The sequence below is a fragment of the Mesorhizobium sp. ArgA1 genome, assembly GCF_053714375.1.
In genome coordinates, this window is sequence record NZ_JBSKBQ010000001.1 from 703,745 (window position 1) to 722,988 (window position 19,244).

The 19,244-nt window shown below is 61.3% G+C and carries 29 protein-coding genes; 20 read left to right on the forward strand and 9 right to left on the reverse strand.

Annotated elements, in window-relative coordinates; all coding sequences use genetic code 11:
* Positions 1–44: 44 nt before the first annotated feature.
* Positions 45–1,028 (reverse strand): cation diffusion facilitator family transporter, encoded by a 984-nt coding sequence (locus tag ACWGTI_RS03330; RefSeq protein WP_454585774.1) that lies wholly within the window; start codon positions 1,026–1,028, stop codon positions 45–47.
* A 14-nt stretch (positions 1,029–1,042) separates the two neighbouring features.
* Positions 1,043–1,729, reverse strand: coding sequence for a GNAT family N-acetyltransferase (locus ACWGTI_RS03335; RefSeq protein WP_454585775.1), 687 nt, complete (start codon positions 1,727–1,729; stop codon positions 1,043–1,045).
* Positions 1,730–1,812: 83 nt separating this feature from the next.
* On the opposite strand from ACWGTI_RS03335, the gene ACWGTI_RS03340 reads away from it, so the two are divergent.
* On the forward strand, positions 1,813–2,997 hold the full coding sequence (locus ACWGTI_RS03340) for a pyridoxal phosphate-dependent aminotransferase (RefSeq protein ID WP_454585776.1): 1,185 nt from the start codon (positions 1,813–1,815) through the stop codon (positions 2,995–2,997).
* Between the two features lie 102 nt (positions 2,998–3,099).
* On the opposite strand, the gene ACWGTI_RS03345 is transcribed toward ACWGTI_RS03340, so the two are convergent.
* Entirely contained in the window at positions 3,100–3,861 is a 762-nt protein-coding gene (locus ACWGTI_RS03345; protein ID WP_454585777.1) for an SDR family oxidoreductase, read from the reverse strand.
* Positions 3,862–4,114: 253 nt separating this feature from the next.
* The gene (locus ACWGTI_RS03350) at positions 4,115–4,867 is read right to left on the reverse strand and encodes a tellurite resistance TerB family protein (protein WP_454585778.1); all 753 of its coding nucleotides are present in this window, start codon (positions 4,865–4,867) and stop codon (positions 4,115–4,117) included.
* Between the two features lie 202 nt (positions 4,868–5,069).
* Here ACWGTI_RS03350 and ACWGTI_RS03355 point away from each other — a divergent pair, with 202 nt between their 5' ends.
* On the forward strand, positions 5,070–5,432 hold the full coding sequence (locus ACWGTI_RS03355; RefSeq protein ID WP_454585779.1) for a YybH family protein: 363 nt from the start codon (positions 5,070–5,072) through the stop codon (positions 5,430–5,432).
* A gap of 21 nt (positions 5,433–5,453) precedes the next feature.
* On the opposite strand, the gene trhO is transcribed toward ACWGTI_RS03355, so the two are convergent.
* Positions 5,454–6,380 carry an oxygen-dependent tRNA uridine(34) hydroxylase TrhO gene (gene trhO / locus ACWGTI_RS03360; protein ID WP_454585780.1) on the reverse strand — a complete coding sequence of 309 codons (927 nt, stop codon included), beginning with the start codon at positions 6,378–6,380 and terminating at the stop codon, positions 5,454–5,456.
* A 177-nt stretch (positions 6,381–6,557) separates the two neighbouring features.
* Between trhO and ACWGTI_RS03365 the strand changes: the two genes are divergently transcribed.
* From ACWGTI_RS03365 to ACWGTI_RS03390, 6 genes are all read left to right on the forward strand, one after another.
* Complete coding sequence (locus ACWGTI_RS03365; protein ID WP_454585781.1) at positions 6,558–7,196, forward strand: 2-dehydro-3-deoxy-phosphogluconate aldolase; 639 nt, start codon at positions 6,558–6,560, stop codon at positions 7,194–7,196.
* A 488-nt stretch (positions 7,197–7,684) separates the two neighbouring features.
* A complete protein-coding gene (locus tag ACWGTI_RS03370) occupies positions 7,685–9,046 on the forward strand; it encodes a tyrosine-type recombinase/integrase (RefSeq protein WP_454585782.1) in 1,362 nt (453 codons plus the stop codon).
* Positions 9,039–9,761, forward strand: coding sequence for a hypothetical protein (locus tag ACWGTI_RS03375; protein WP_454585783.1), 723 nt, complete (start codon positions 9,039–9,041; stop codon positions 9,759–9,761). The genes ACWGTI_RS03370 and ACWGTI_RS03375 overlap by 8 nt, the downstream gene beginning before the upstream one ends.
* A 60-nt stretch (positions 9,762–9,821) precedes the next feature.
* The gene (locus ACWGTI_RS03380) at positions 9,822–10,019 is read left to right on the forward strand and encodes a helix-turn-helix domain-containing protein (RefSeq protein WP_454585784.1); all 198 of its coding nucleotides are present in this window, start codon (positions 9,822–9,824) and stop codon (positions 10,017–10,019) included.
* A gap of 78 nt (positions 10,020–10,097) precedes the next feature.
* On the forward strand, positions 10,098–10,289 hold the full coding sequence (locus tag ACWGTI_RS03385; RefSeq protein ID WP_454585785.1) for a hypothetical protein: 192 nt from the start codon (positions 10,098–10,100) through the stop codon (positions 10,287–10,289).
* A 312-nt stretch (positions 10,290–10,601) separates the two neighbouring features.
* Positions 10,602–11,072 carry a hypothetical protein gene (locus ACWGTI_RS03390; RefSeq protein ID WP_454585786.1) on the forward strand — a complete coding sequence of 157 codons (471 nt, stop codon included), beginning with the start codon at positions 10,602–10,604 and terminating at the stop codon, positions 11,070–11,072.
* 239 nt (positions 11,073–11,311) lie between these two features.
* Here the strand turns inward: ACWGTI_RS03390 and ACWGTI_RS03395 are convergent, their stop codons facing one another.
* Entirely contained in the window at positions 11,312–11,545 is a 234-nt protein-coding gene (locus ACWGTI_RS03395; RefSeq protein WP_454585787.1) for a hypothetical protein, read from the reverse strand.
* Positions 11,546–11,665: 120 nt separating this feature from the next.
* On the opposite strand from ACWGTI_RS03395, the gene ACWGTI_RS03400 reads away from it, so the two are divergent.
* From ACWGTI_RS03400 to ACWGTI_RS03435, 8 genes are all read left to right on the forward strand, one after another.
* A complete protein-coding gene (locus tag ACWGTI_RS03400; RefSeq protein WP_454585788.1) occupies positions 11,666–12,004 on the forward strand; it encodes a hypothetical protein in 339 nt (112 codons plus the stop codon).
* Positions 11,961–12,470 (forward strand): hypothetical protein, encoded by a 510-nt coding sequence (locus ACWGTI_RS03405; protein WP_454585789.1) that lies wholly within the window; start codon positions 11,961–11,963, stop codon positions 12,468–12,470. The genes ACWGTI_RS03400 and ACWGTI_RS03405 overlap by 44 nt, the downstream gene beginning before the upstream one ends.
* 19 nt (positions 12,471–12,489) lie before the next feature.
* Positions 12,490–12,789 carry a hypothetical protein gene (locus tag ACWGTI_RS03410; RefSeq protein WP_454585790.1) on the forward strand — a complete coding sequence of 100 codons (300 nt, stop codon included), beginning with the start codon at positions 12,490–12,492 and terminating at the stop codon, positions 12,787–12,789.
* 18 nt (positions 12,790–12,807) lie between these two features.
* Complete coding sequence (locus ACWGTI_RS03415; RefSeq protein ID WP_454585791.1) at positions 12,808–13,308, forward strand: hypothetical protein; 501 nt, start codon at positions 12,808–12,810, stop codon at positions 13,306–13,308.
* A 195-nt stretch (positions 13,309–13,503) separates the two neighbouring features.
* The gene (locus ACWGTI_RS03420; protein WP_454585792.1) at positions 13,504–13,836 is read left to right on the forward strand and encodes a P27 family phage terminase small subunit; all 333 of its coding nucleotides are present in this window, start codon (positions 13,504–13,506) and stop codon (positions 13,834–13,836) included.
* 3 nt (positions 13,837–13,839) lie between these two features.
* Complete coding sequence (locus ACWGTI_RS03425; protein WP_454585793.1) at positions 13,840–14,097, forward strand: hypothetical protein; 258 nt, start codon at positions 13,840–13,842, stop codon at positions 14,095–14,097.
* The gene (locus ACWGTI_RS03430) at positions 14,094–14,330 is read left to right on the forward strand and encodes a hypothetical protein (protein ID WP_454585794.1); all 237 of its coding nucleotides are present in this window, start codon (positions 14,094–14,096) and stop codon (positions 14,328–14,330) included. Before ACWGTI_RS03425 ends, ACWGTI_RS03430 begins: the two co-directional genes overlap by 4 nt.
* A 275-nt stretch (positions 14,331–14,605) precedes the next feature.
* A complete protein-coding gene (locus ACWGTI_RS03435) occupies positions 14,606–15,124 on the forward strand; it encodes a hypothetical protein (protein ID WP_454585795.1) in 519 nt (172 codons plus the stop codon).
* A 48-nt stretch (positions 15,125–15,172) separates the two neighbouring features.
* Here the strand turns inward: ACWGTI_RS03435 and ACWGTI_RS03440 are convergent, their stop codons facing one another.
* The 3 genes from ACWGTI_RS03440 to ACWGTI_RS03450 all read right to left on the reverse strand — a co-directional run bounded on the left by ACWGTI_RS03440 (position 15,173) and on the right by ACWGTI_RS03450 (position 17,012).
* On the reverse strand, positions 15,173–15,946 hold the full coding sequence (locus ACWGTI_RS03440) for a hypothetical protein (RefSeq protein ID WP_454585796.1): 774 nt from the start codon (positions 15,944–15,946) through the stop codon (positions 15,173–15,175).
* Entirely contained in the window at positions 15,943–16,308 is a 366-nt protein-coding gene (locus ACWGTI_RS03445; RefSeq protein WP_454585797.1) for a sunset domain-containing protein, read from the reverse strand. Before ACWGTI_RS03445 ends, ACWGTI_RS03440 begins: the two co-directional genes overlap by 4 nt.
* A gap of 422 nt (positions 16,309–16,730) precedes the next feature.
* Positions 16,731–17,012 (reverse strand): hypothetical protein, encoded by a 282-nt coding sequence (locus ACWGTI_RS03450; protein ID WP_454585798.1) that lies wholly within the window; start codon positions 17,010–17,012, stop codon positions 16,731–16,733.
* Positions 17,013–17,111: 99 nt separating this feature from the next.
* On the opposite strand from ACWGTI_RS03450, the gene ACWGTI_RS03455 reads away from it, so the two are divergent.
* The 4 genes from ACWGTI_RS03455 to ACWGTI_RS03470 all read left to right on the forward strand — a co-directional run bounded on the left by ACWGTI_RS03455 (position 17,112) and on the right by ACWGTI_RS03470 (position 18,953).
* Positions 17,112–17,990: an ATP-dependent DNA ligase gene (locus tag ACWGTI_RS03455; RefSeq protein WP_454585799.1), complete on the forward strand. Its 879-nt coding sequence runs from the start codon at positions 17,112–17,114 to the stop codon at positions 17,988–17,990.
* The gene (locus tag ACWGTI_RS03460) at positions 17,991–18,200 is read left to right on the forward strand and encodes a hypothetical protein (RefSeq protein WP_454585800.1); all 210 of its coding nucleotides are present in this window, start codon (positions 17,991–17,993) and stop codon (positions 18,198–18,200) included. It begins immediately after the preceding gene.
* 93 nt (positions 18,201–18,293) lie between these two features.
* A complete protein-coding gene (locus ACWGTI_RS03465) occupies positions 18,294–18,539 on the forward strand; it encodes a DUF6894 family protein (protein WP_454585801.1) in 246 nt (81 codons plus the stop codon).
* A 195-nt stretch (positions 18,540–18,734) separates the two neighbouring features.
* A complete protein-coding gene (locus ACWGTI_RS03470; RefSeq protein ID WP_454585802.1) occupies positions 18,735–18,953 on the forward strand; it encodes a hypothetical protein in 219 nt (72 codons plus the stop codon).
* Positions 18,954–19,244 lie beyond the last annotated feature (291 nt).

A 19,244-nucleotide genomic window follows, 5' to 3' on the forward strand; every position in this document is an offset into this window, starting at 1 on the left:
GCGGAAACCTGTCAACCTGGATGCCAATGCCATGAACTTCCCAGTCAGTGATAATGGCCGTGATGCGGTGGCGCACCATGGTCGTGGTCGTGGGCATGATCGTGATCGTCATGGCTATCGGCGCACTGGCCGAATTCCGGCTCGACGGTTGCGTGGCTGATGCCGTGCTCGGCGGCGAGCCGCTTCTTGATGGCGCTGACCGCCTGATGCGGGTCGACGCCGTCGTTGAGGCAGGCGTGCAGCGTCGCCATGTTGCTGGAGCCATCGAGCGACCAGACATGCATGTGGTGCACCTCGCGCACCCCCTTGACGGTGCCGGCAATATCTTTTGCGATCAGGTCGCGGTCGAGGCTTGCCGGCACGCCTTCGAGCAGCACATGGGCGGCTTCGCGCATCAGCGACCAGGCGGTGGACAGGATCAGCACCGAGACCAGCACCGACAGGATCGGATCGATCGGCGTCCAGCCGGTCGCCAGGATCACCAGCGCAGCCACGATCGCCGCCGCCGAGCCGAGCAGGTCGCCCAGCACATGCAGGATAGCGCCGCGCATGTTGAGGCTGTCGCGGTCGCCGCCATGCAGCACGAAGAACGACGCGATGTTGACCAGAAGGCCGGCGATCGCCACTACCAGCATCGGCCCGCCAAGCACCGGCGCCGGCGTCATCAGGCGGCCCCAGGCCTCGTAGACGATCCACAGCGCGATGGCGAAGATGGCGATGCCGTTGGTGTAGGCGACCAGCGTCTTGACCCGGCCGAAGCCATAGGTGAGGCGCACCGTCGCCGGCCGTCCGCCCAGATGGAAGGCATACCAGGCAAGGCCGAGGGCGATCGAATCTGCGAGCATGTGGCCGGCGTCAGCCAGCAGCGCCAGCGACCCCGTCAGCAGGCCGCCCAGCACTTCGGCGACCATGAACCCCGCGGTCAGGCAGGCTGCGATCAGCACGCGTTTCTTGTCGGTCGAGCCATGCACATGACCGGCGCCGTGGCTGTGGCCAGCATGCGAACCGTGGTCATGGCTGTGCGCCATCGGAAAAGCTCCTGTTACGCCCCGAACTCGGCGCGGAAATCCTCGAGCCGCCGCTTCTGTCGGCCTTCGCCATCGAAATTGGCCGGATCGAGCCATGCCTCGTAGGCTTTGCGCAAGGACGGCCATTCCTTGTCGATGATCGAGTACCACGCGGTATCGCGGTTTTCACCCTTGACCACAAGATGCTGGCGGAAAATGCCCTCGAACTTGAAGCCGAACCGTTCCGCCGCGCGCTTCGACGGCTCGTTGCGGTTGTTGCATTTCCACTCGTAGCGGCGATAGCCGAGCCCGTCGAAAATGTACTTCATGAACAGGAACTGCGCTTCGGTTGCCGCCGGCTTGCGCGAGATCAGTGGCCCCCAATAGATGTTGCCGATCTCGATGACGCCATAGGCCAGATCGATTCGCATCAGCGTCTGCCGCCCGGCGACCTTGCCGCTGGCCTTGTCGATGACGGTGAAGAACAGCGGATCCTCGCTCGCCTCGACCTTGTCCAGCCATGGCTGGAAATCGGCACGGGTTTGCGGCGGATAATCGGGCAGCCAGGCAAAGCGGCCGTCGATGTCGGGCACGGATGACGCTTCGTACAGGCCGTCGCCATGCTTTTCGGCGCTCAGCGGTTCGAGCCGGACATAGCGACCCTCAATCGGCTTGCGCTCGGGTCGCGGGCGCGCTTGCCAGTCTTTGAGATTTTCCGACACCAGAAACTCCAATCCGTTTGACTTTTGCGAGCCGAGGCTCACAAAAACGCAACCCAACAGCAAGAACCACACGGACGGGAAAAATGCTCCACACGATTTCGGCCTTCGACCGTCTCGGCGAGGAAAACGCCTTTGCGGTGCTCGCGAGGGCGACGGCGCTGGCGCAACAGGGCCGCGACATCGTAAATCTCGGCATCGGCCAGCCCGACTTCAAAACCCCGCAGCACATCGTCGAGGCGGCGATCAAGGCGCTGCGTGAGGGCCACCATGGCTATACTCCGGCCAACGGGCTTCTGGCGACCCGCGAGGCGGTGGTGCGGCGCACGCTGACCACGACCGGCGTCGAGGTCTCGGCCGAGAATGTGATGATCCTTCCCGGCGGCAAGCCGACCATGTTCGCGGCCATCCTGATGTTCGGCGAACCGGGTGCCGAAATTCTCTATCCCGATCCAGGATTTCCGATCTACCGCTCGATGATCGAATTCACCGGCGCGGCCCCCATTCCGGTGCCGATCCGCGAGGAGAACGGCTTTGCCTTCTCGGCTGAGGAGACGCTGGCACTAATCACATCGAAGACCAGGCTGCTGATCCTCAACTCGCCGGCCAACCCGACCGGCGGCGTGACCCCGCGCGCCGAGATCGAGAAGCTGGTCAAGGGACTGGAGAAGCACCCGCAGGTCGCGGTTCTGTCGGACGAGATCTACGACGTCATGACCTATGACGGTGAGACGCACTTCTCGCTGCTGAATTTCCCCGAAATCCGCGACCGGCTGATCGTGCTCAATGGCTGGTCGAAGACCTGGGCGATGACGGGCTGGCGCATGGGCTGGTCGATCTGGCCGAACGGCGACAAGGGCGGCCACCTCTACGACAAGGTGCGCAAGCTGGCCGTCAATTGCTGGTCCTGCGTCAACGCGCCCAGCCAGTTCGCCGGCATCGCCGCCATCGACGGCCCGCAGGACGATGTCGACAAGATGATGCGCGCCTTCGACAACCGCAGGAAGATCGTGGTTGAGGGGCTGAACGCCCTGCCCGGCGTCTCCTGCATCACGCCCAAGGGCGCCTTCTACGCCTTCCCCAATGTCTCGAAGACCGGTTGGAAGGCCAAGAAGCTCGCCTCAGCCCTGCTCGAGGATGCCGGTGTCGCGCTGATCGGCGGCCCCGATTTCGGCATTCTCGGCGAAGGCTATATCAGGCTCTCCTACGCCAATTCCGAGGAGAACATCTTGCGCGCGCTGGAGCGGATCGAAGCATTTTTGAAGAAGTAGTCACGGCCGGCCGGCCGGGCCCCCCGCTGCTTGGCCGCGTCCCGGCGTTCACTGGCCTTCACCATGCCACTGGCACGATGAATTCGCTTCGCGAACCGGCCGCTACCCTCTGCCCACAAACGGCATCTTCGTCGCCATCACCGTCATGAACAACACATTGGCATCAAGCGGCAGGCTGGCCATGTGGACGACGGCGTCGGCGACGCGCTGGACGTCCATCACCGCTTCGGCGGCGATCGAGCCGTTGGCCTGCGGCACGCCGACCGTCATCGCCTGCGCCATGTCGGTCAGCGCGTTGCCGATGTCGATCTGGCCGCAGGCGATGTCATAGGGCCGGCCGTCGAGCGCCAGCGTCTTGGTCAGCCCGGTGATCGCGTGCTTGGTCGCCGTGTAGGGCACGGAGCCCGGCCGCGGTGCATAGGCCGATACCGAACCGTTGTTGATGATGCGGCCGCCTATTGGCTTTTGCCTGCGCATGGCGCCGAAAGCGGCGCGGGCGCACAGGAACGATCCCGTGAGATTGACGCCGACAATGTCGTTCCAGACCTCGACCGGGATTTCGTCGATCGGCGTCGACTTGTAGCTCATGCCGGCGTTGTTGAAGAGCAGGTCGACGCGCCCGAAGGCCGCCGCCACCGTCTCGAACAGATCGTCGACTTCACCAGGCCTGCTGATGTCGCAAGCCACCGCCAATGCCTTGGCGTCCGTCCTGCCGGCTTCGGCGATCGCAGCGTCGAGCACCTGTTTGCGGCGGCCACAAAACACGGTGTTCCAGCCCGCCTTGAGCAGCGCGGTGGCGACGCTCTTGCCGATGCCAGTGCCGGCGCCGGTGACGATTGCGGTTTTCTCTGTGAGGGCTGTCATGGTTTTGCTCCTGCGCACCGCGCATGCATCCGAATGCACCGAGCCATCGCAAATGACGGGGATCATGGCAAGCCGAACACTCGGTGATCGGCTGAACAAAAAGGGCGGTCATTGGCGACCGCCCCGATCTGAACCGGGCTTGGGAGGAGGATAAGCCGATCCGACTGTTAGAATCATGCGCTTCCTCGGTAAACGAGACGTTAACGCATTTTTCCGGCCCGGCGGCTCTGCCTCAGCCGCGCGGCCGCCCTGGCTACCAGCGCGGGTTCGGCGCGGTCCCCGCCGGGGCCGGCACCTTGGCCGCCGACACCGTCGCCTCGACATGGTCGACCAGGGCATCCGGCAGGCCAAGCCGGCCGGCGAGCAGGTCGAGATAGCCGCGCTCGGCGCGCGTATCGGGATCGATGGCCAGCCGCGACGCCGTATAGAGCTCGAGCCTCTGCTCATCGGTCTTGGCGCCGGCGACCAGCGTGTCGAGGTCGAGCGGGCTGTCCAACTCGGCCAGCAGGAATTTTTCGGCATCGGAACCGACGCCGGCGAGCTTGAGCTTGCCGGCGATCTTTTCTCGCTCCTCGTCGTCGACATGGCCGTCGGCCTTGGCCGCCGAAATCATCGCCCGCACCAGGGTCAGCGTGAACTCGTCCTCGCCCTGCGGCGCCTGCGAAGGATGAAAGGCGGTGTCGGCGGGCGGCGGCAGCAATTCCGGACCGCCTGCCCCTGACGTCCCGGCCGCTGGCGCCTGCTCGGGGGCATTGCCGGCCTTGTAGTTCTGGTAGGCCTTGTAAGCGAGACCGCCGATCGCGGCCAACCCGCCGAGCTTGATGGCGGTGCCCGTCACCTGGCGTCCCGTTCCCGTCCCAAGCAACACCGCGGCCAGCGCACCGGCGGCCAGCGGATTGTCCTTGGCCATCTGCACGGCCTGTCCTGCCTTGTCGCGGACGGTGCCGGTGGTGCCGGGGACTTGCGAGCCGAGCAGGTCGTCGAGAAGCTTCTTGGGGTCGAACATGGTGCCTCCAGAAAAGGGCTCGTGCCCGATAGGAACGAGCAGGTTTTGGACGTTGCAGACGTAGGTCCCGCTTGTTGACATTACAATGACGGACGGGCGCTTTGCCAGCGATGCGGCGTCTCCAAACTGGATCTCGATGTGTCGAAATGGGTAGCGGCTTGCGCTAGTGTCACGCCCTTCGTGACGAGGGAGGAGCTTTGCCGTGACCGACGAGACAGAACGCCAGCCTGCGCGGAATCCGCAGGATCTCGAGCGCCTGCTTATCGACCGGCAGTGGGTGGGAGACATTGACGGAATGGTGGCGCTGTTCGAACACGATGCCGTCATCGACACCGGCGAGGCGGAATTGACGCGCGGCCATGACGCCATCCGAGCTTTGTTCGATGCATTTGCCGCGACCGGTCGCAAATTCCAACGTGGCGAGCAGCGACCGGCGGCCATCAACGGCGCCCTGGCACTGACCTCGACCCGGCTTCCCGACGGCACGGTGACCTCAGAGGTTGCGCGCCGGCAGGCCGATGGCACGTGGCTATGGGTGATCGACCGCTATTCCGTCGCGTGGTGACCGAAGCCCAGCGATACCGAGCTAGCTTCCGATATGTCCCCTGCCCTGGGCCTGAGCCAGTTCGACCTGGCGCTGGCGCTCAGCGTAGCGGGCACGATCCTCGTCCGAGCGGGCCTCGAAGCAATGCGGGCATGACACGCCGGTGGCATAATGCGGCGACAGCCGGTCCTCGGGCGTCAGCGGATGCCGGCAGGCGCGGCAGAGTTCGGCTTCGCCCTCTGTCAGCCCATGCGAGACCGATACCCTTTCGTCGAACACGAAGCACTCACCTTGCCAAAGGCTTTCTTCGGCCGGCACCTCTTCGAGATATCTGAGGATGCCGCCCTTGAGATGGAACACATCCTCGAAGCCGAGCGACTTCACATAGGCCGTCGCCTTTTCGCAGCGAATGCCGCCGGTGCAGAACATCGCGACCTTGCGGCCATCGAGCGCGTCGCGATGCTTTTCCACCCAGGCTGGGAATTCGCGAAAGCTCGATGTCTGTGGATCGACGGCGCGCTCAAAAGTGCCGATCGACACCTCGTAGGCATTGCGCGTGTCGATCACGATGGTCCCGGGATCCGAGATCAGCGCATTCCAGTCGGCCGGCGCGACATAGGTGCCGGCGCCCGTCGCCGGATCGAGGTCTTCGACGCCCATGGTGACGATCTCGCGCTTCAACCGCACCTTCATGCGATGGAACGGCATTTCGGCGGCGGTGCTGTATTTGACCTCGAGGCCTGCAAGGCCCTCAATGGACTCCAGATAAGCGATCAGATCGGCAATATTGGTCTCGCCGCCGGCGACCGTGCCGTTGATGCCTTCCTGCGCCAGAAGCAGCGTGCCCTTGATGCCGCGGCCGCAGCAGAAGGCGGCGAGCGGCGTCCGCACGGCCCGCAACGTGTCGAAGTCGCCCAACGCTGCAAATTTGTAGAGCGCCGCGACGCGCACAGGTTCATGGTTGGTCATCGCCAAGCCACTAAACCGTGGTCAAAGCGGATTCAAGGCAAAGCCGACAAAGCCTTGTCGGCATTCGCTGAGTGGCTCGTGGGCCGACAGATGTGACAACGCGGCAGGCCGGCTTTCGTGGACTCGGAATCTGCCTTCTGCTAATCGGTTGAAATCATCCCCCGGAGAGACAAGCCAATGCCCAGCAAGACCGAAAAGCTCCTGTCGCTGCTCAACGGCCAGCCGGTCATCCCCGTGCTGAAGATCGCCAATGTCGCGGACGCCGTGCCGCTTGCCCGGGCGCTCGCCGCTGGCGGCCTGGCGGCGATCGAGATCACGCTGAGGACCGCCGATGCCCTGGAAGCGATCCGCCGCGTCGCAGGCGAGGTCGAGGGCGCCATTGTCGGATCCGGCACCATTCTCGATGCCAAGCAGTTCGACGAGGCGGCCGCCGCCGGCTCGAAATTCATCGTCAGCCCCGGCATCACGCGCGAGCTGCTCGCGGCGGCCAGGGACAGCGACGTTCCCTTGCTGCCGGGCGCCATCACACCGGGCGAAATCATGGCCGCCCGCGAGGCCGGCCTGCGTTTCCTGAAATTCTTTCCGGCCGAACAGTCGGGCGGCATCGCCTCGCTGAAGGCGTTCGCCTCGCCGCTGGCCGATGTGAAATTCTGCCCGACCGGTGGCATCTCGGCCAAGAACGCCGCTGACTATCTCAGCCTGCCCAACGTTGTCTGTGTCGGCGGCTCCTGGGTGGCGCCGGACGAGCTGGTCAAGGCCGGCAAATGGGACGAGATCGAGGCACTCGCACGGGCCGCGAGCAAGCTCGGAAAGTAACCTCCGCCACTTTTGCCTTTTCCCAAGGGAAAGCGCCTCCGCGCTTTTCCCGGGAAAACCGTTTCACACTTTTCCTGGAATTGCTCTCGGCACAAAAACCGGCCGGCTTGCGCCGACCGGATCTTCTGCTTCCCAATATGCGGCCAGTTACAGACCGTGATCTTCTTCACGATCTTCTGGTGATGCCAACAGGTCGTGACCTATTTGGATCGGCAGTGCTTCTTGTCGAGAAGTTCAGCCGCGCGTGATCACCCGGGACGGGCGTGGCATAGCTGTCGAGAGGTCTTGGATCGAGAGTTGGTTCCCGCTCATGGGCTCGAACCACGATTCACGCCTTCAAAGGGCGCGCTTTGGACTGATAACTCGTTCATGCGCGGTTGCGGAAGTTCAATGAAACAAAGGGTTTGAAGGTTTTCAGTTCGCTATTGTTCACCGGGGTACGCGGGGGTATATTTGATGGATATTTGACGAGTTTGGAGGGGAACGACATGGCGAAGACCCTGCATGAAGCATCGATCACGACGCGCAATGCCCGCGCATCGCTGCCAATCGGATTGCATTGGCGAGGTCTCGACCCGGAAGTTCACCTCGGCTACCGCAAGGGCAAGCGAGGCGGTGTCTGGCTTGTCAGGTGGCGCAACGGGATCGGCTACAAACAGGCTTCAATCGGGGTAGCCGACGACACGATCAAAGTTGGAAACCTAGACTTTCAGGCCGCAGAGAAGGCCGCCCGCAACCTTGTCGAAAGCGAACGCCACCGAGCTGTAGCAGAGGCCGAAGGCCCTGCTTTGACGGTCGCAAGCGCCGTCTCGCTGTATGTTGCCAACAGAGACGAGAGGGACAGCAAGAGGCGAGGTCGCGCCGTTCGCTCGGATGCCGGCCGGCGATTGAGACGGTACGTACTTGGCCAGCCTCCCCGAGGCAAACAAAAGCAAATCGAGCCCTCTGAATTATCCACAGTCACGCTGTACATGCTGACTGAAAACGATTTGACGGCATGGCGGGGAACGTTGCCCGCCACCATGAAGGCCACCACACGGCAACGACTCGTCAATGATCTAAAGGCGGCTCTCAATACCGCCTATGCCGCCAACAAGGCCAAGCTCCGTCCAGCGCTGCCGTCGATCATCAAAGACGGCCTGAAGGCTGAAAGCGAGGATGAGGCCGAGCCTATCGCCAGAGAAAACCAAATCCTGAGCGATGCCGAGATCACTCGTTTGTTGCGCGCCGCCCGCGAGGTCGACGCGGCGAATGACATGGGCGGCGATCTATTCCGGATTATCCTCGTCCTTACAGCGACTGGTGCACGTTTCTCCCAGGTCGCAAGGGTCCGTGTCGGCGACTGTCAGATCGGCGCCGGAAGGATCATGGTCCCCGTCAGCCGAAAAGGTCGCCGCGTAAAGACGGGTTCGATCGCCATGCCAGTCGGCCGAGACGTGATGGACGAGCTCGTCCCCGTGGTCACGGGCCGTCCGGCGGACGCAACATTGCTTGAGCGCCAGCGCTACGAACAGGTAACGGGCATACGGTGGCAGCGCGCGGGCCGAGGGCCATGGCAATACGCTGAAATGGTCCGCCCTTGGCAGGCCATTAAAGAAAAGGCCGGTTTGCCCGATGTTATCCCGTATGCCCTACGGCATTCCAGCATCGTCAAAGGCATCCGTAAAAATCTTCCGATCCGATTGGTTGCGGCGCTGCATGATACCAGCATCGTGATGATCGAGCGGCACTATTCGAAGTGGATCACGTCCGGCCTTGAGGAAATGGCGCGAGCGGCGATCGTGCCGCTGGTGCCGCAAAACGGTGCAAACGTCGTGCATCTGAAGAACGGAGGGCAGGCAGATGCCTAGACGGCAAAAGGTTGGAACAGGCATCACGCGGCATGAGCGCGTGCACTTTGACGTCACCGAAACTGAAGCGTTTGCGGCTATTGTAGATCCAGCCGAAGATTTCCCAAGATGGATGTGTCATTTGCAAGACGAGTTGGCGCTAGCCCTCCAATCTTCTGACCTGCCTGAGGCGGGGCGGCTTGTTGAATTTGACAAACTCAATCCCGCCGCATGGAAGTATGCGGATGCTGTTGACATAAAATCAGCCGGGAAGCGTACATATGCGCGGACGTGTTGGTACCTTCAGTCTTTCAAATACCAGTCTAAGCTCTGGTATATCGGTAAGTTGTTGGAATTGATCGATGAGTGCAATCATGCTCTCGAGAAATCAGAATTGTTAAGGATGGCGGGTTACGCCGTCAAACTCGGTAGCTTCTGGCGAGAGTCAAGTTTGAAGTTCTCCGGCCAAAAGCGGCTGGAAGACTTCGAGCGCCAAGCCACCGGAGCCGACGAGGGCAATAGGGTGCGAAAGGAGAAGGCGTCTGCTTGGCAAGCTCAAGCCCGAAAGATTATCCAGGCCAATGCTGATATCGATCTAAGCAATTGCACTGAAGCCGCCAAAACCATCCTTAATACCGAGTGGCCGACGACGGGACTGGCTAAACCTTCCCTACGCACCTTGCGCGGCTACTTGGCAAAACGAGCCGTTCTGCCAGAAATAAAAAAATCGGGCTGATCTACCGCATGTTTGCTTCCGTGAACGGACGCGCATTCGCGCAAATTCATGGAGCAAAAAATGGACGACGACGACAAGCGTAAGATTGGCCTCACAATCGATGAAGCTGTGGACCGGTCAGGCATCGGTCGCACGAAGATTTTCGAAGCCATCAAGCTCGGTAAGCTGACCGCGCGAAAAGCCGGCCGGCGGACGATCATCCTCAGTGATGAACTGTCCCTCTACCTAAAGTCCCTGCCCATCAGGGAGGCCGCATAAGATGGTGGCCGCCCTCCCCTACTTCCCGGCCGTCCTGGCTATCGGCTTCCTCATCCTCATGATCGCGGGGGTGTTCTGATGGCTGGCTTCGTACCAACCCCGGAAATGGTCGACGCCGTGGCCGAATGGCGCACTCGTCGGCCTGACGATCGCCGCGCGCTGCTGCCGTGTCTGCAAGCCCGTTTCGGCGTCACAGCCGTCGAAGGCGTCGAGATCATCCGCGCCAGCAATCTGCGAGGTGTCAGCAATGACAACATCCCGCAGCGCTGAAAAGCGAAAGCCCGCCGGCCAGGGCGAGCTTCGCTGTAACGATATCCAAAGCAGCAGAGGAGCGAACTCTACAGAAAAGCGCTGGGGGCGGCAAGCACGATGGGCTGAAGGCCATCCGCAAGAGCGCTGGGCTCACGCGTGCCTGAGGTCCGCTCTGAGGCGCGGACTAGTCGAGAAGCAGCCGTGCGAAGTCTGCGGCGCCATTGAGGTTGACGCACATCATCCAAACTACAACGAGCCGATGGCGGTTCGCTGGCTTTGCAGGGCGCACCACAAGGCCGAGCACCGCCGGCTGAGATGCGAGGCCGCGCAATGAGCCGCGAGTTCAGCAAGATCAGCCCGAAGGTTTGGCGGTCGCGGCGGTTCCGCGCTCTCCCTTCCGATGATGCGCGTTACCTTTTGGTGTTCCTGTTCACCTGTGACCACCAGACGAGCGCGGGCTGTTTTCGGATGCCGGATCAGTACGGCGCAGCGGATCTGGTTTGGCCGATCGAACGCATGCGGACGGCGCGGCAAGAGCTTGTCGACGGCGGTTTGCTCGCCTTCGATCCTGCCACCGATGAGTATTTCGTGCCCGGCTGGTACAACCACAACAAGCCCATGAACGCCAACCATCAGAAGGCAATCGTGAGGCAGGTTTCCGAACTGGAAAGCGACGAGGTCCGGGAAGTCGCCGAGGCCGAATTGCAGCCCGCCCTACTCCCCAGCACTATCGAAACCTTGAACGCGGGAGGTTCGCGCCTCGTCGGGACGAACTTCATGACAAGGCGTTCGGCATCATGAAAGGGAACCGTTGCCGAACAGTTGCCGAACGGTTTCTTACTACAGAGACTGAGACTTATACGGTTACACGAGACAGAGAAGAGACCGTTACCCAGACTTTTTACCGAAAAGGAGATTTTAGACCGCCAAAATCGCGAAACGTCGAGAACGTCACCAACGCCGCATGGCTTGGGAAGGAAGGGCCAAGCACCAACGGCGGCACTCATCCTCCTAGCGAGGCCAAGGGAGGAATATATCGATTAACCCTGAAGGAAAGCTGCCGAGGAACTACCGCAGATCGCTTCGCGAAAAGCCTCGACGGCAGAGCGGCGCGTGACATCGACCAAAACGGCCGCCGCCTGCTCGACCTCGTCCGCCGCCTGGTCCACCTTGTCCATCCGCTTAACGACGCGGTCATGAAGCATCGAGAGCCGATTGGCTCGATGGATGTCGGCGCGCTTTTCGCCGTGCATATCCAGCGGTGCAAACAACATGGCGACGACTCCTCATCGCGCGGTGGTGTTCCGAGCTTCAACCATCGTTCAAAACTTTCGTTCGCGCGATATCGCCATACGGAGAACCGCCTTCAACATTTGACGTACGGGTGCGCCTGAATGGCTCGCGGCAGACCTACTGTCGGCACGCCCGAAGAACGCCAAGAGCGGAGGCGCCGGCTCGGCCGCGAGCGGCAGGACCGTCTAAAAGCGCGCCGCGACCATGGCGGCATCATTCTGCCGATCCAGATCGACCATGTGACTGTCGGCCTGATGATGGAGGTTGGCGCCGTGGACGAGGTCGGCAGCCGCAGCCGAAAGCGTCTCGGCAATGCCGCGCTTCGCATCCTGAATAACGCGTTAATCACAGCCGTCTCGGCCGGGCGTAGATTCTCCCAAGAACAGGAGGAGCAACATGCTCGCGAGATTGCCGAAGGCGGCCGACATGGACTTCGCTAAACTGAAAATCCCACCGAAGCCTGCAGCCATCACCGATGCGGAGCGGGATTGGCGCGCGGCGGTTGCGGAACGCGAAGCAGCCCAGGCCAAGCACCGCGAGGCCCACCGCATCTATCACAGCCAGCGCCCGGGTGAGCCGCCGGTCATCACCGCCGCACAGGTCGACCAAGCTGGCCAGGAGATTGAGCCGTGCCTCAAGCGTGAGCGGGAAGCGCTGCAGCTGCTTGAGAGACACCGTGCGGCCTTTGATGCGGACCTCGCGTCTCTCGGACCACGGATCGACGCCTACCGGAATGCGATCAGCGAGAAGATCGACGAGCTCGAGGATTTGCTCGGCCTAGGCGTGCTTCTCCACGCAGCAGCCGTGCAGGCGAACGTAAAGTTACCGCGAAAGCTGCCGGGCCGTTGCCAGGGCATCATGGAGCACGGGATCCACATGACCAGGAAGCTCGTCGGATCTGATTGAGCGGAAAAGGAGCAGTCGAATGCAATATCTGACCAGAGACATGAGCAGCCAGGGCAAGATGCAGCGGCCCACGGCCCCGAAGGCCGCGGAGCCGCTGAAGCCGGTGAAACTCACCACGCCGCTGAAGCCGGTGTATCTCACAAGCGCCCGCCCCAAAGCGAAGCCCGTCCAGGTTGTCCGCCTCTATGACCCGAAGAAGAAGGCGGATGACCTTTACTGGATCCGCCGGCTTGAGCGTGCTGGCCTGACCGAGGGCAACAGCAAAGCTGTCAAGCTGATGAAGGACAACTACCGCAAGCGCTACGGCGAGCGGGTGTGAATGGATGTTGTGAGCTTCATGGCCGATCTCGACGCAACCATCTCCGGTGAACTTGCTGTCCTGCAGGCGCGCGGCGCCGATCGTCACCAGATCGAGTTGCGCCACAAGGAATTGTGCGACTGGGCAATGGTCCAGTGTGCACAGGCAGAGCTAGCCAGGCCGATCGATCTCTATCCCGTCGTGATCACCGACGAGATGGCAACGGTGCGCTCCATGTGGGCGTATCTACTCCCTGAAGTCACGACAGCCGTCAAGGCCGGCCTGACTGTCGCATACATTGCAATCGCTCGCGCCGAAGACGGCATGACCGTGCTTATGTACGTCGATTTCGCCGAGCCAGAAGACCCGATGCTCTGGGCCTCGTCGGACTTCTACCGGCATTTCGACCCAACCGTCTGGGAAGACGCGCTGCAGGGGATAGCCATCGATTACGACGCCGGCATCGAGGTCGATGATTATTATCCGCAAGCGCTCGTTGATGCCGTCGAACCTCCAGGGCCATGGAGGCGGATGTGGTGACCAGCCCGGGGGCCGAAGAGGAAGATTCCGGCATCTTTTCAAAGACCGGTTCCGGCCCACAACAGACAGTTTTGCCTCCCCGGTTCGTTCCGCGCGCGTGGGGAGGCCTAACTGATGGGATCTAGAGGGCCAGCGTCGACCGCATCGCTTACTGTTGTCCCGGCTGCCAGCCCACCGGCACAGGGAAAGCTTCATGTGCCCAAGGTACCGGCACCTGCTCATCTGTCGGTCGCGTCCAAGAAATGGTGGGCCGAAGTCGTGGCTGAGTATCACCTCGAGGGCCATCACTTGCGGTTGCTTCAGGCCGCCGCTGAAAGTTGGGAAAGGATGCAGGCAGCGCGCGCCGCGATCGGCAAATTTGGTTTGACCTTCACTGACAGCCAAGGCTGCCCGAGAAGCCGTCCTGAAGTCGCCATCGAACGTGACGCCAAAATCGGATTTGCGCGTCTGATCCGCGAACTTGATCTTGACAGCGAGCCGCCGGCAGAGACGCGGCGCCCGCCCGCCATTCGAAGCAATAGAGGTTGATCGATGCCGGTGAAGAGACGCGGATCGAAGAAGCACATCTCGACACATGTGGAGGCGTGGGCGGAGATTTTTCAGACTGGCTATGACGGTTTCGGAGATTTGACGGAGCTTGGCTATGACATCCTCGACGACTCTCAGAAGCTCGCCGACGCGCCTGCGGAATGGGCGCGTCTAGGGGCTGCATTTCTGTCCAGCCGGCCCGAATGGTGGAGCAAAAAGCCGGCCTGGGCTTTGCTCCAGTTCGGAGATCCACGCCGATGAAACGCCGTACCTCCAAGGCTAAGCGCTACCGCATCACGCCCGAGGCCATCGCCTACTTCAAGGCCGGCGATGAGATCATGCTCGATCGCGCCCTGGGCATTCGGCCCTGGGAGCCAAGTCCGTTGTTTGTGAACGGCCCGACACCGCCAGACTGGGCACGTCCAACTGATAGCTGGAGCGTCCACTGGGATGAGATTTGGGAGCTTCGGCAGCAATTAGAGGCGGCCAAATGACGGCACCTCGTTTCGCAGGATACTGCTGCGCCTTCATAGCCATTTTCGAACGCTGACGGGAAACCCCGATGTTTATGAGCACTGGGCAAATGTATGGCAACTAGGCTGGCGGCAGCCCGCCGCCACCTACGGGGCCTACCGTTACCTACATCGGCACGTTTACGGATAATGCCACCACCGATCCGCATACGTTCACCGCTAACGTTGGCGCGGCAGGCAACAAGATCGTTGTGGTTTGCCCGCACAGCCTGCGCAACTCTGCCGGTGTGCGGACCATGGTGTCCGTCAGCATCGACGGCACAAACGGAACACTTCCTGGGCAAAACGGTATCAACGATGGATCCAATGAAGGCACGCAGACCGGTATTGCCTATCGCGAGATCACGACCGGTGGCGTTATCACGATCATAGTAGATTGGTCCGGCCTCCACTCGTTCTCGGCGGCCGATGTCTACACGCTAACCGGCTACGTATCGAACACGCATGATGATTTTAAATCTGCAACCGGCAACGATCCGACAATCAGCACTTTGACCACGGTGGCGGATAGCTGCGTCCTAGCTAGCGCCAGTGGCGTCGAGCCGGCGACCGGCGCCATGACGTTCTCCGGTGTGTCGCTTGATCACCAACAGCAATGCGACAGCAGTAATGGTATTGTCCACATGCGCGAAGGCTGCGGTCATGCATCGGGGGGTTTCGGCAACCAGCACCTACAATGTCCAGGCGTCATCGACGGCTGGCTTCGAGGTGGTCGCGGCAATCTCGTTCCATTAACCGGCCATCGCGCGGCCTAGGGCGATTCCTGTGCCGATTGCGAGGCCAAGAATCGGGCAACTCGGGCATCATCCAAGCATGCCAGCCATCTTTAACGCGATCAGGAGTGAGCAAATCGCGAATACCAAGAGCGTATAGGCCAGCACTTCAACTGCCCTGTGAGTCAGAGATGGAGGCAGTGGCGGTGGCGCCGGAACCCATATCTGTCTGCCAAGTGGCAACTCCGCAGCGAGCCGCGCAGCCTTCCGATCTCGCAGCCGTTCCTGTGCGAACTGTTGCCGTGTCTGTTCCGTCGACGAGCGCGAATTATCCTGCAGCCAGGCTTTGAATTTGCCGGCGTGGACGCGCACCCTAATTTCGGGCAAGCCTTGGCGACGTTTCTCAGCTTCAGACGCTTTGAAATTCTCCCACCACTCCTCCCAGGTTGGAGGCAAATCGCCAGTTGCCGAAACGTCGAGGATCAGCGGATAGTCATGGGGAGCGTAAACTGGGGCGGCCGGCCATTCGTCGGCGGTCTCGATCTGCTGGCGGTGCTCTTCGTCGAAAGCCGCTCGCCGAGCGGCACCGGCATCAAGCACGTCCTGAGCGTAGCGCTGTCGGGAAAGATCTGAAGCCACCTGGGAGTTGGCATCCAGCCATGCCTTGAACAGATCGGGTCGAATGCGCACCCGTACGTACCCATGCCCGTCGCTCCACTCACGCCTCTTCAGGTACGCTTCAAAATGCTGCCCCCACTCCTCCCAGGTGGAGGGCATGTCATCGGCGCCGGGAAGTTGCCGGATGAGGGGATAATCCCTCGGCGTGTAGACCGGCATTGCCACGACAGTGACCGGCTTCTTCACCGCTTTGCCTTCCGCCAGCCAGCGGCTCGCGCCTCCGCCTCACTGCAAAACCACCGCTCGCCGTATTGCGGGCTGATCTTGGTCTCCCAGTAATGTTCCTGGCCGCGAACATGGTAGATCCGCTCCCCGGTGTTGATGCTGATATTGCCCTTGATGTCGCAACTTCCAGAGCCGCCGAACCAACCCTTTGGCGCGAGCCCGGCGACAGCTTCGAGGCTGCTCGGGCTTGCCGTGAAAAAGGCAGCCAGTGGAACCGTCACCAACGGGAAGAGATATCGCAGCCGCCACGAACTCCGCCGCCTATGCCGGAGGCGCTTTCGCCACCGATCGGCCTGGTTAGCCCCTCTGTTGAGTTTGTCCACGCCCTTCTCCCAAGGAAAGAATGCTTCCGTTGAGGAAGAGAGTCCAGAGCAGCCCATGGCCGGCGGATGCAAAGAAAGATCGCCGGGCGAAGCCCCCAAGCCTCAAGCCCGGCCAAGTTACGTCCTGATCCCCATCAGGAGGCCGGTGGAGGATTTACCGGCAATCTCTTCAGTGCAAATCAGATGCCAGGATTTTGGTCCCGAAACGAGACAGGCTTAACGGGCGTCTTTCTTTCCAGAAAATCAGGCGTCCATTTCGAGCCGATTGTGTCCTGGCAGCTCGTGCCAGGTCACTTGCCTCAGATCGCGCCAATCAACCGCCTGGCCGCAAGTCGGGCACTTGTGAAAATGATCCCCCTCGCTGGCGTGCTCTTTGCCATGCCTCTTGGCGGGGATCGGCGGGCCGAGGTCGGAAAGCTTCGTCACTCCGTCACCTGCACGCGATCGGAGGCAACAATGTCGCTGTCCACCGTGACGGTTCCGCCGCCATCAGTGCGCACAGTGATCTTGCCTTCCTCGTCATCAATGCGCGTGACGAAACCGGTGATAACGACCTTGTCTCCCGGCTTGGCTTTTTGCGGCGTGTCGATGGCAAACGGGTAGTTGTAAGAGGGGATGTTGACGCTCGATAAGCCGGCCGGCAGAACCTTCATGATGGTCGCCGTTAAGGTCACTTCGTCGCCCAGATGAAAGCCGTTAGCCATTGGTTTGCGTCCGGTTTCTCTTTAAACATGCAATTTAGCTAATATGTTCCGGAACTGAATCGTGTTTGCGGCTTTGAGTCCCGTTCGAGTGGAGCGTGCATGCGCAAAATCGCTAGCCCTGACAGGCTGAAGTTCATCCCCCCGCAGTTGCCGCGCCTGGTCGAGACGCCGCCGGAAAGCGACGACTGGATCCACGAAATCAAATATGACGGCTACCGGACGCAGGTCATCATCGACTGGGATGGCGCCCGAGCCTACACCAAGACCGGCATTGATTGGACGTCGCGCTACTGGCCGATCGTGACGGCGGCCGAGGCCCTTGGCGCGCGCTCGGCAATCATCGACGGCGAGGTGATCGCACCCATGCCAGGCGGCACACCGGACTTCCACGCGTTGCGCTCGGCCATGGCGTGGAATGCGGAACGGCTGGCGTTCGTCACCTTTGACCTGCTGCACCTTGACGGCCAGGACCTCCGGCCGCTGCCGGTGGTCGAGCGCCGCGCGATGCTTTGGGATCTGGTCAAGCCGGCCGATGGCATCATCCAGTTCAGCCAGCACGTCGACGGCGGTGGCGCAGAGTTCTTCAAGGGCGTCGAGAAACTCGGCCTTGAGGGCATGGTCTCAAAACGCCGGGGCGCGTCCTACCGCAGCGGCGAATCTGACGCCTGGCTGAAGATCAAGTGCTGGGAGTTCGGCGAGTTCGACCTGCTCGGCGTCAAACGCGAGCCAGGCAAGCAGACGAAGGCCATCGTTGGTCGGGACGGCCGCTATGCCGGCTCGCCGGTACTGACCCTACCCAACGATATCCGCGAACGTCTGTGGAAGCGTGTGCAGGCATTCAGGCAGGCGCCGGCAGGAATGCCGAAGACGATGACCGGCGTCGAATGGCTGAAGCCTGGCACCAGGGCTCGCGTGAAGCACCTACGAGGCGAGGCGAAGTTGCGGCATGCTTCAGTGAAGGCGATCATGGAAGAGTAAATGCCTATCAGGCGAAAAGCTGTAGATGCAGGAATTCTTCACCCCGACGAGCTGGCCTTGCTTGGGAGGGTTTTCGAGCACCTCGCTGATCAGTCAGAATCAGTTGATGCCCAGAGCCGATTGGCGTCCCGGATCATCGCAAACTATATGGCCGGCATCACCGACGAGGCCGAACTTATAACGCTCTCCAAGCTACCCTTGGGCCGCTGAGAGGGCTGCCGGCGCCGCAATAGGAAGTTGGACCTGCTCGCGCCAAGTTTGTAAGCATCCGGAACAAACCTTTAGGTTGCATCGTTTCACCGGATGGCGCTCTATTATTTCGACGTCGACGATAATGGCGAGGTGGATCCTGACGTTCAGGGTGTAGAATGCAATGACCTTGCCGAAGCCAGATACCAAGCAATCCGAGCCTTAGGGGACATCACGCGAGAAGCGCTCCCGGATGGGGACCACCACAAGCTGGTGATGGTGGTCCGAGACAGCGGCGGCAACCTGATCTTGCGGGCCAGCATCCTCTTTGAGGTTGAATCTGAGCCGGTCCCAGCCTGACGCTAGATAAATGCACCTGGTGGAACCACCGCGCGGCGGGAGCTTAAGAATCCGTAATCTACATCCAAGCGAATAGACTCGGCGCTGACACATTTGAGGCGTATCATCCTCAAGTCGTCCGCACCCAGTCGAGGCAAGTGGACGCTTGAAAGTCAACTCAAGTGCTTTCGCCCAAAATGAGGGGAGGAAAGCGTCATGGCTTTCTTAAAATTCGCCAGCCTGTTCACGTCTGAAGACCTTGCCCTTCTACAGAAGGTATTCGACCAGTTATGCCAAGAGCGCCGTCTGGCCCTCAAGGACAAGGACCAGAGGGACCAACTGGCCCGCGAGGTCATGGAAGCCTTCGAAGGCGGCTTTACCGACGAAACTCAGTTGCGGCAGTCGCTGTCAAAGCGCCGCACAGCGAACGCTTAAGCCGCACACAGCATCGAAGCTTTGACAAGCGCGTTCGGGCCTTCCCAGGGCTTGCCGAGAGCCGAGATCAATTGATCTACCGCCTGCCACGCAAATCGCCTGCGAGAGGGGCGCTGGCAATGGCAAAGGTCCTAGACCATGGCGCAAAGGTCTGAAGCGCCGGAACAGGCTGGAACAACAGCGCACTCTAAAGGTTGCTCTGCGCCGGGTCTCCAACGCCCCGGGCCAACTGCGCCTGCCGCTGCCGTGAATGGAGCGGCAGGCACTTTTGACCGCGCCGTCCTCTTACAG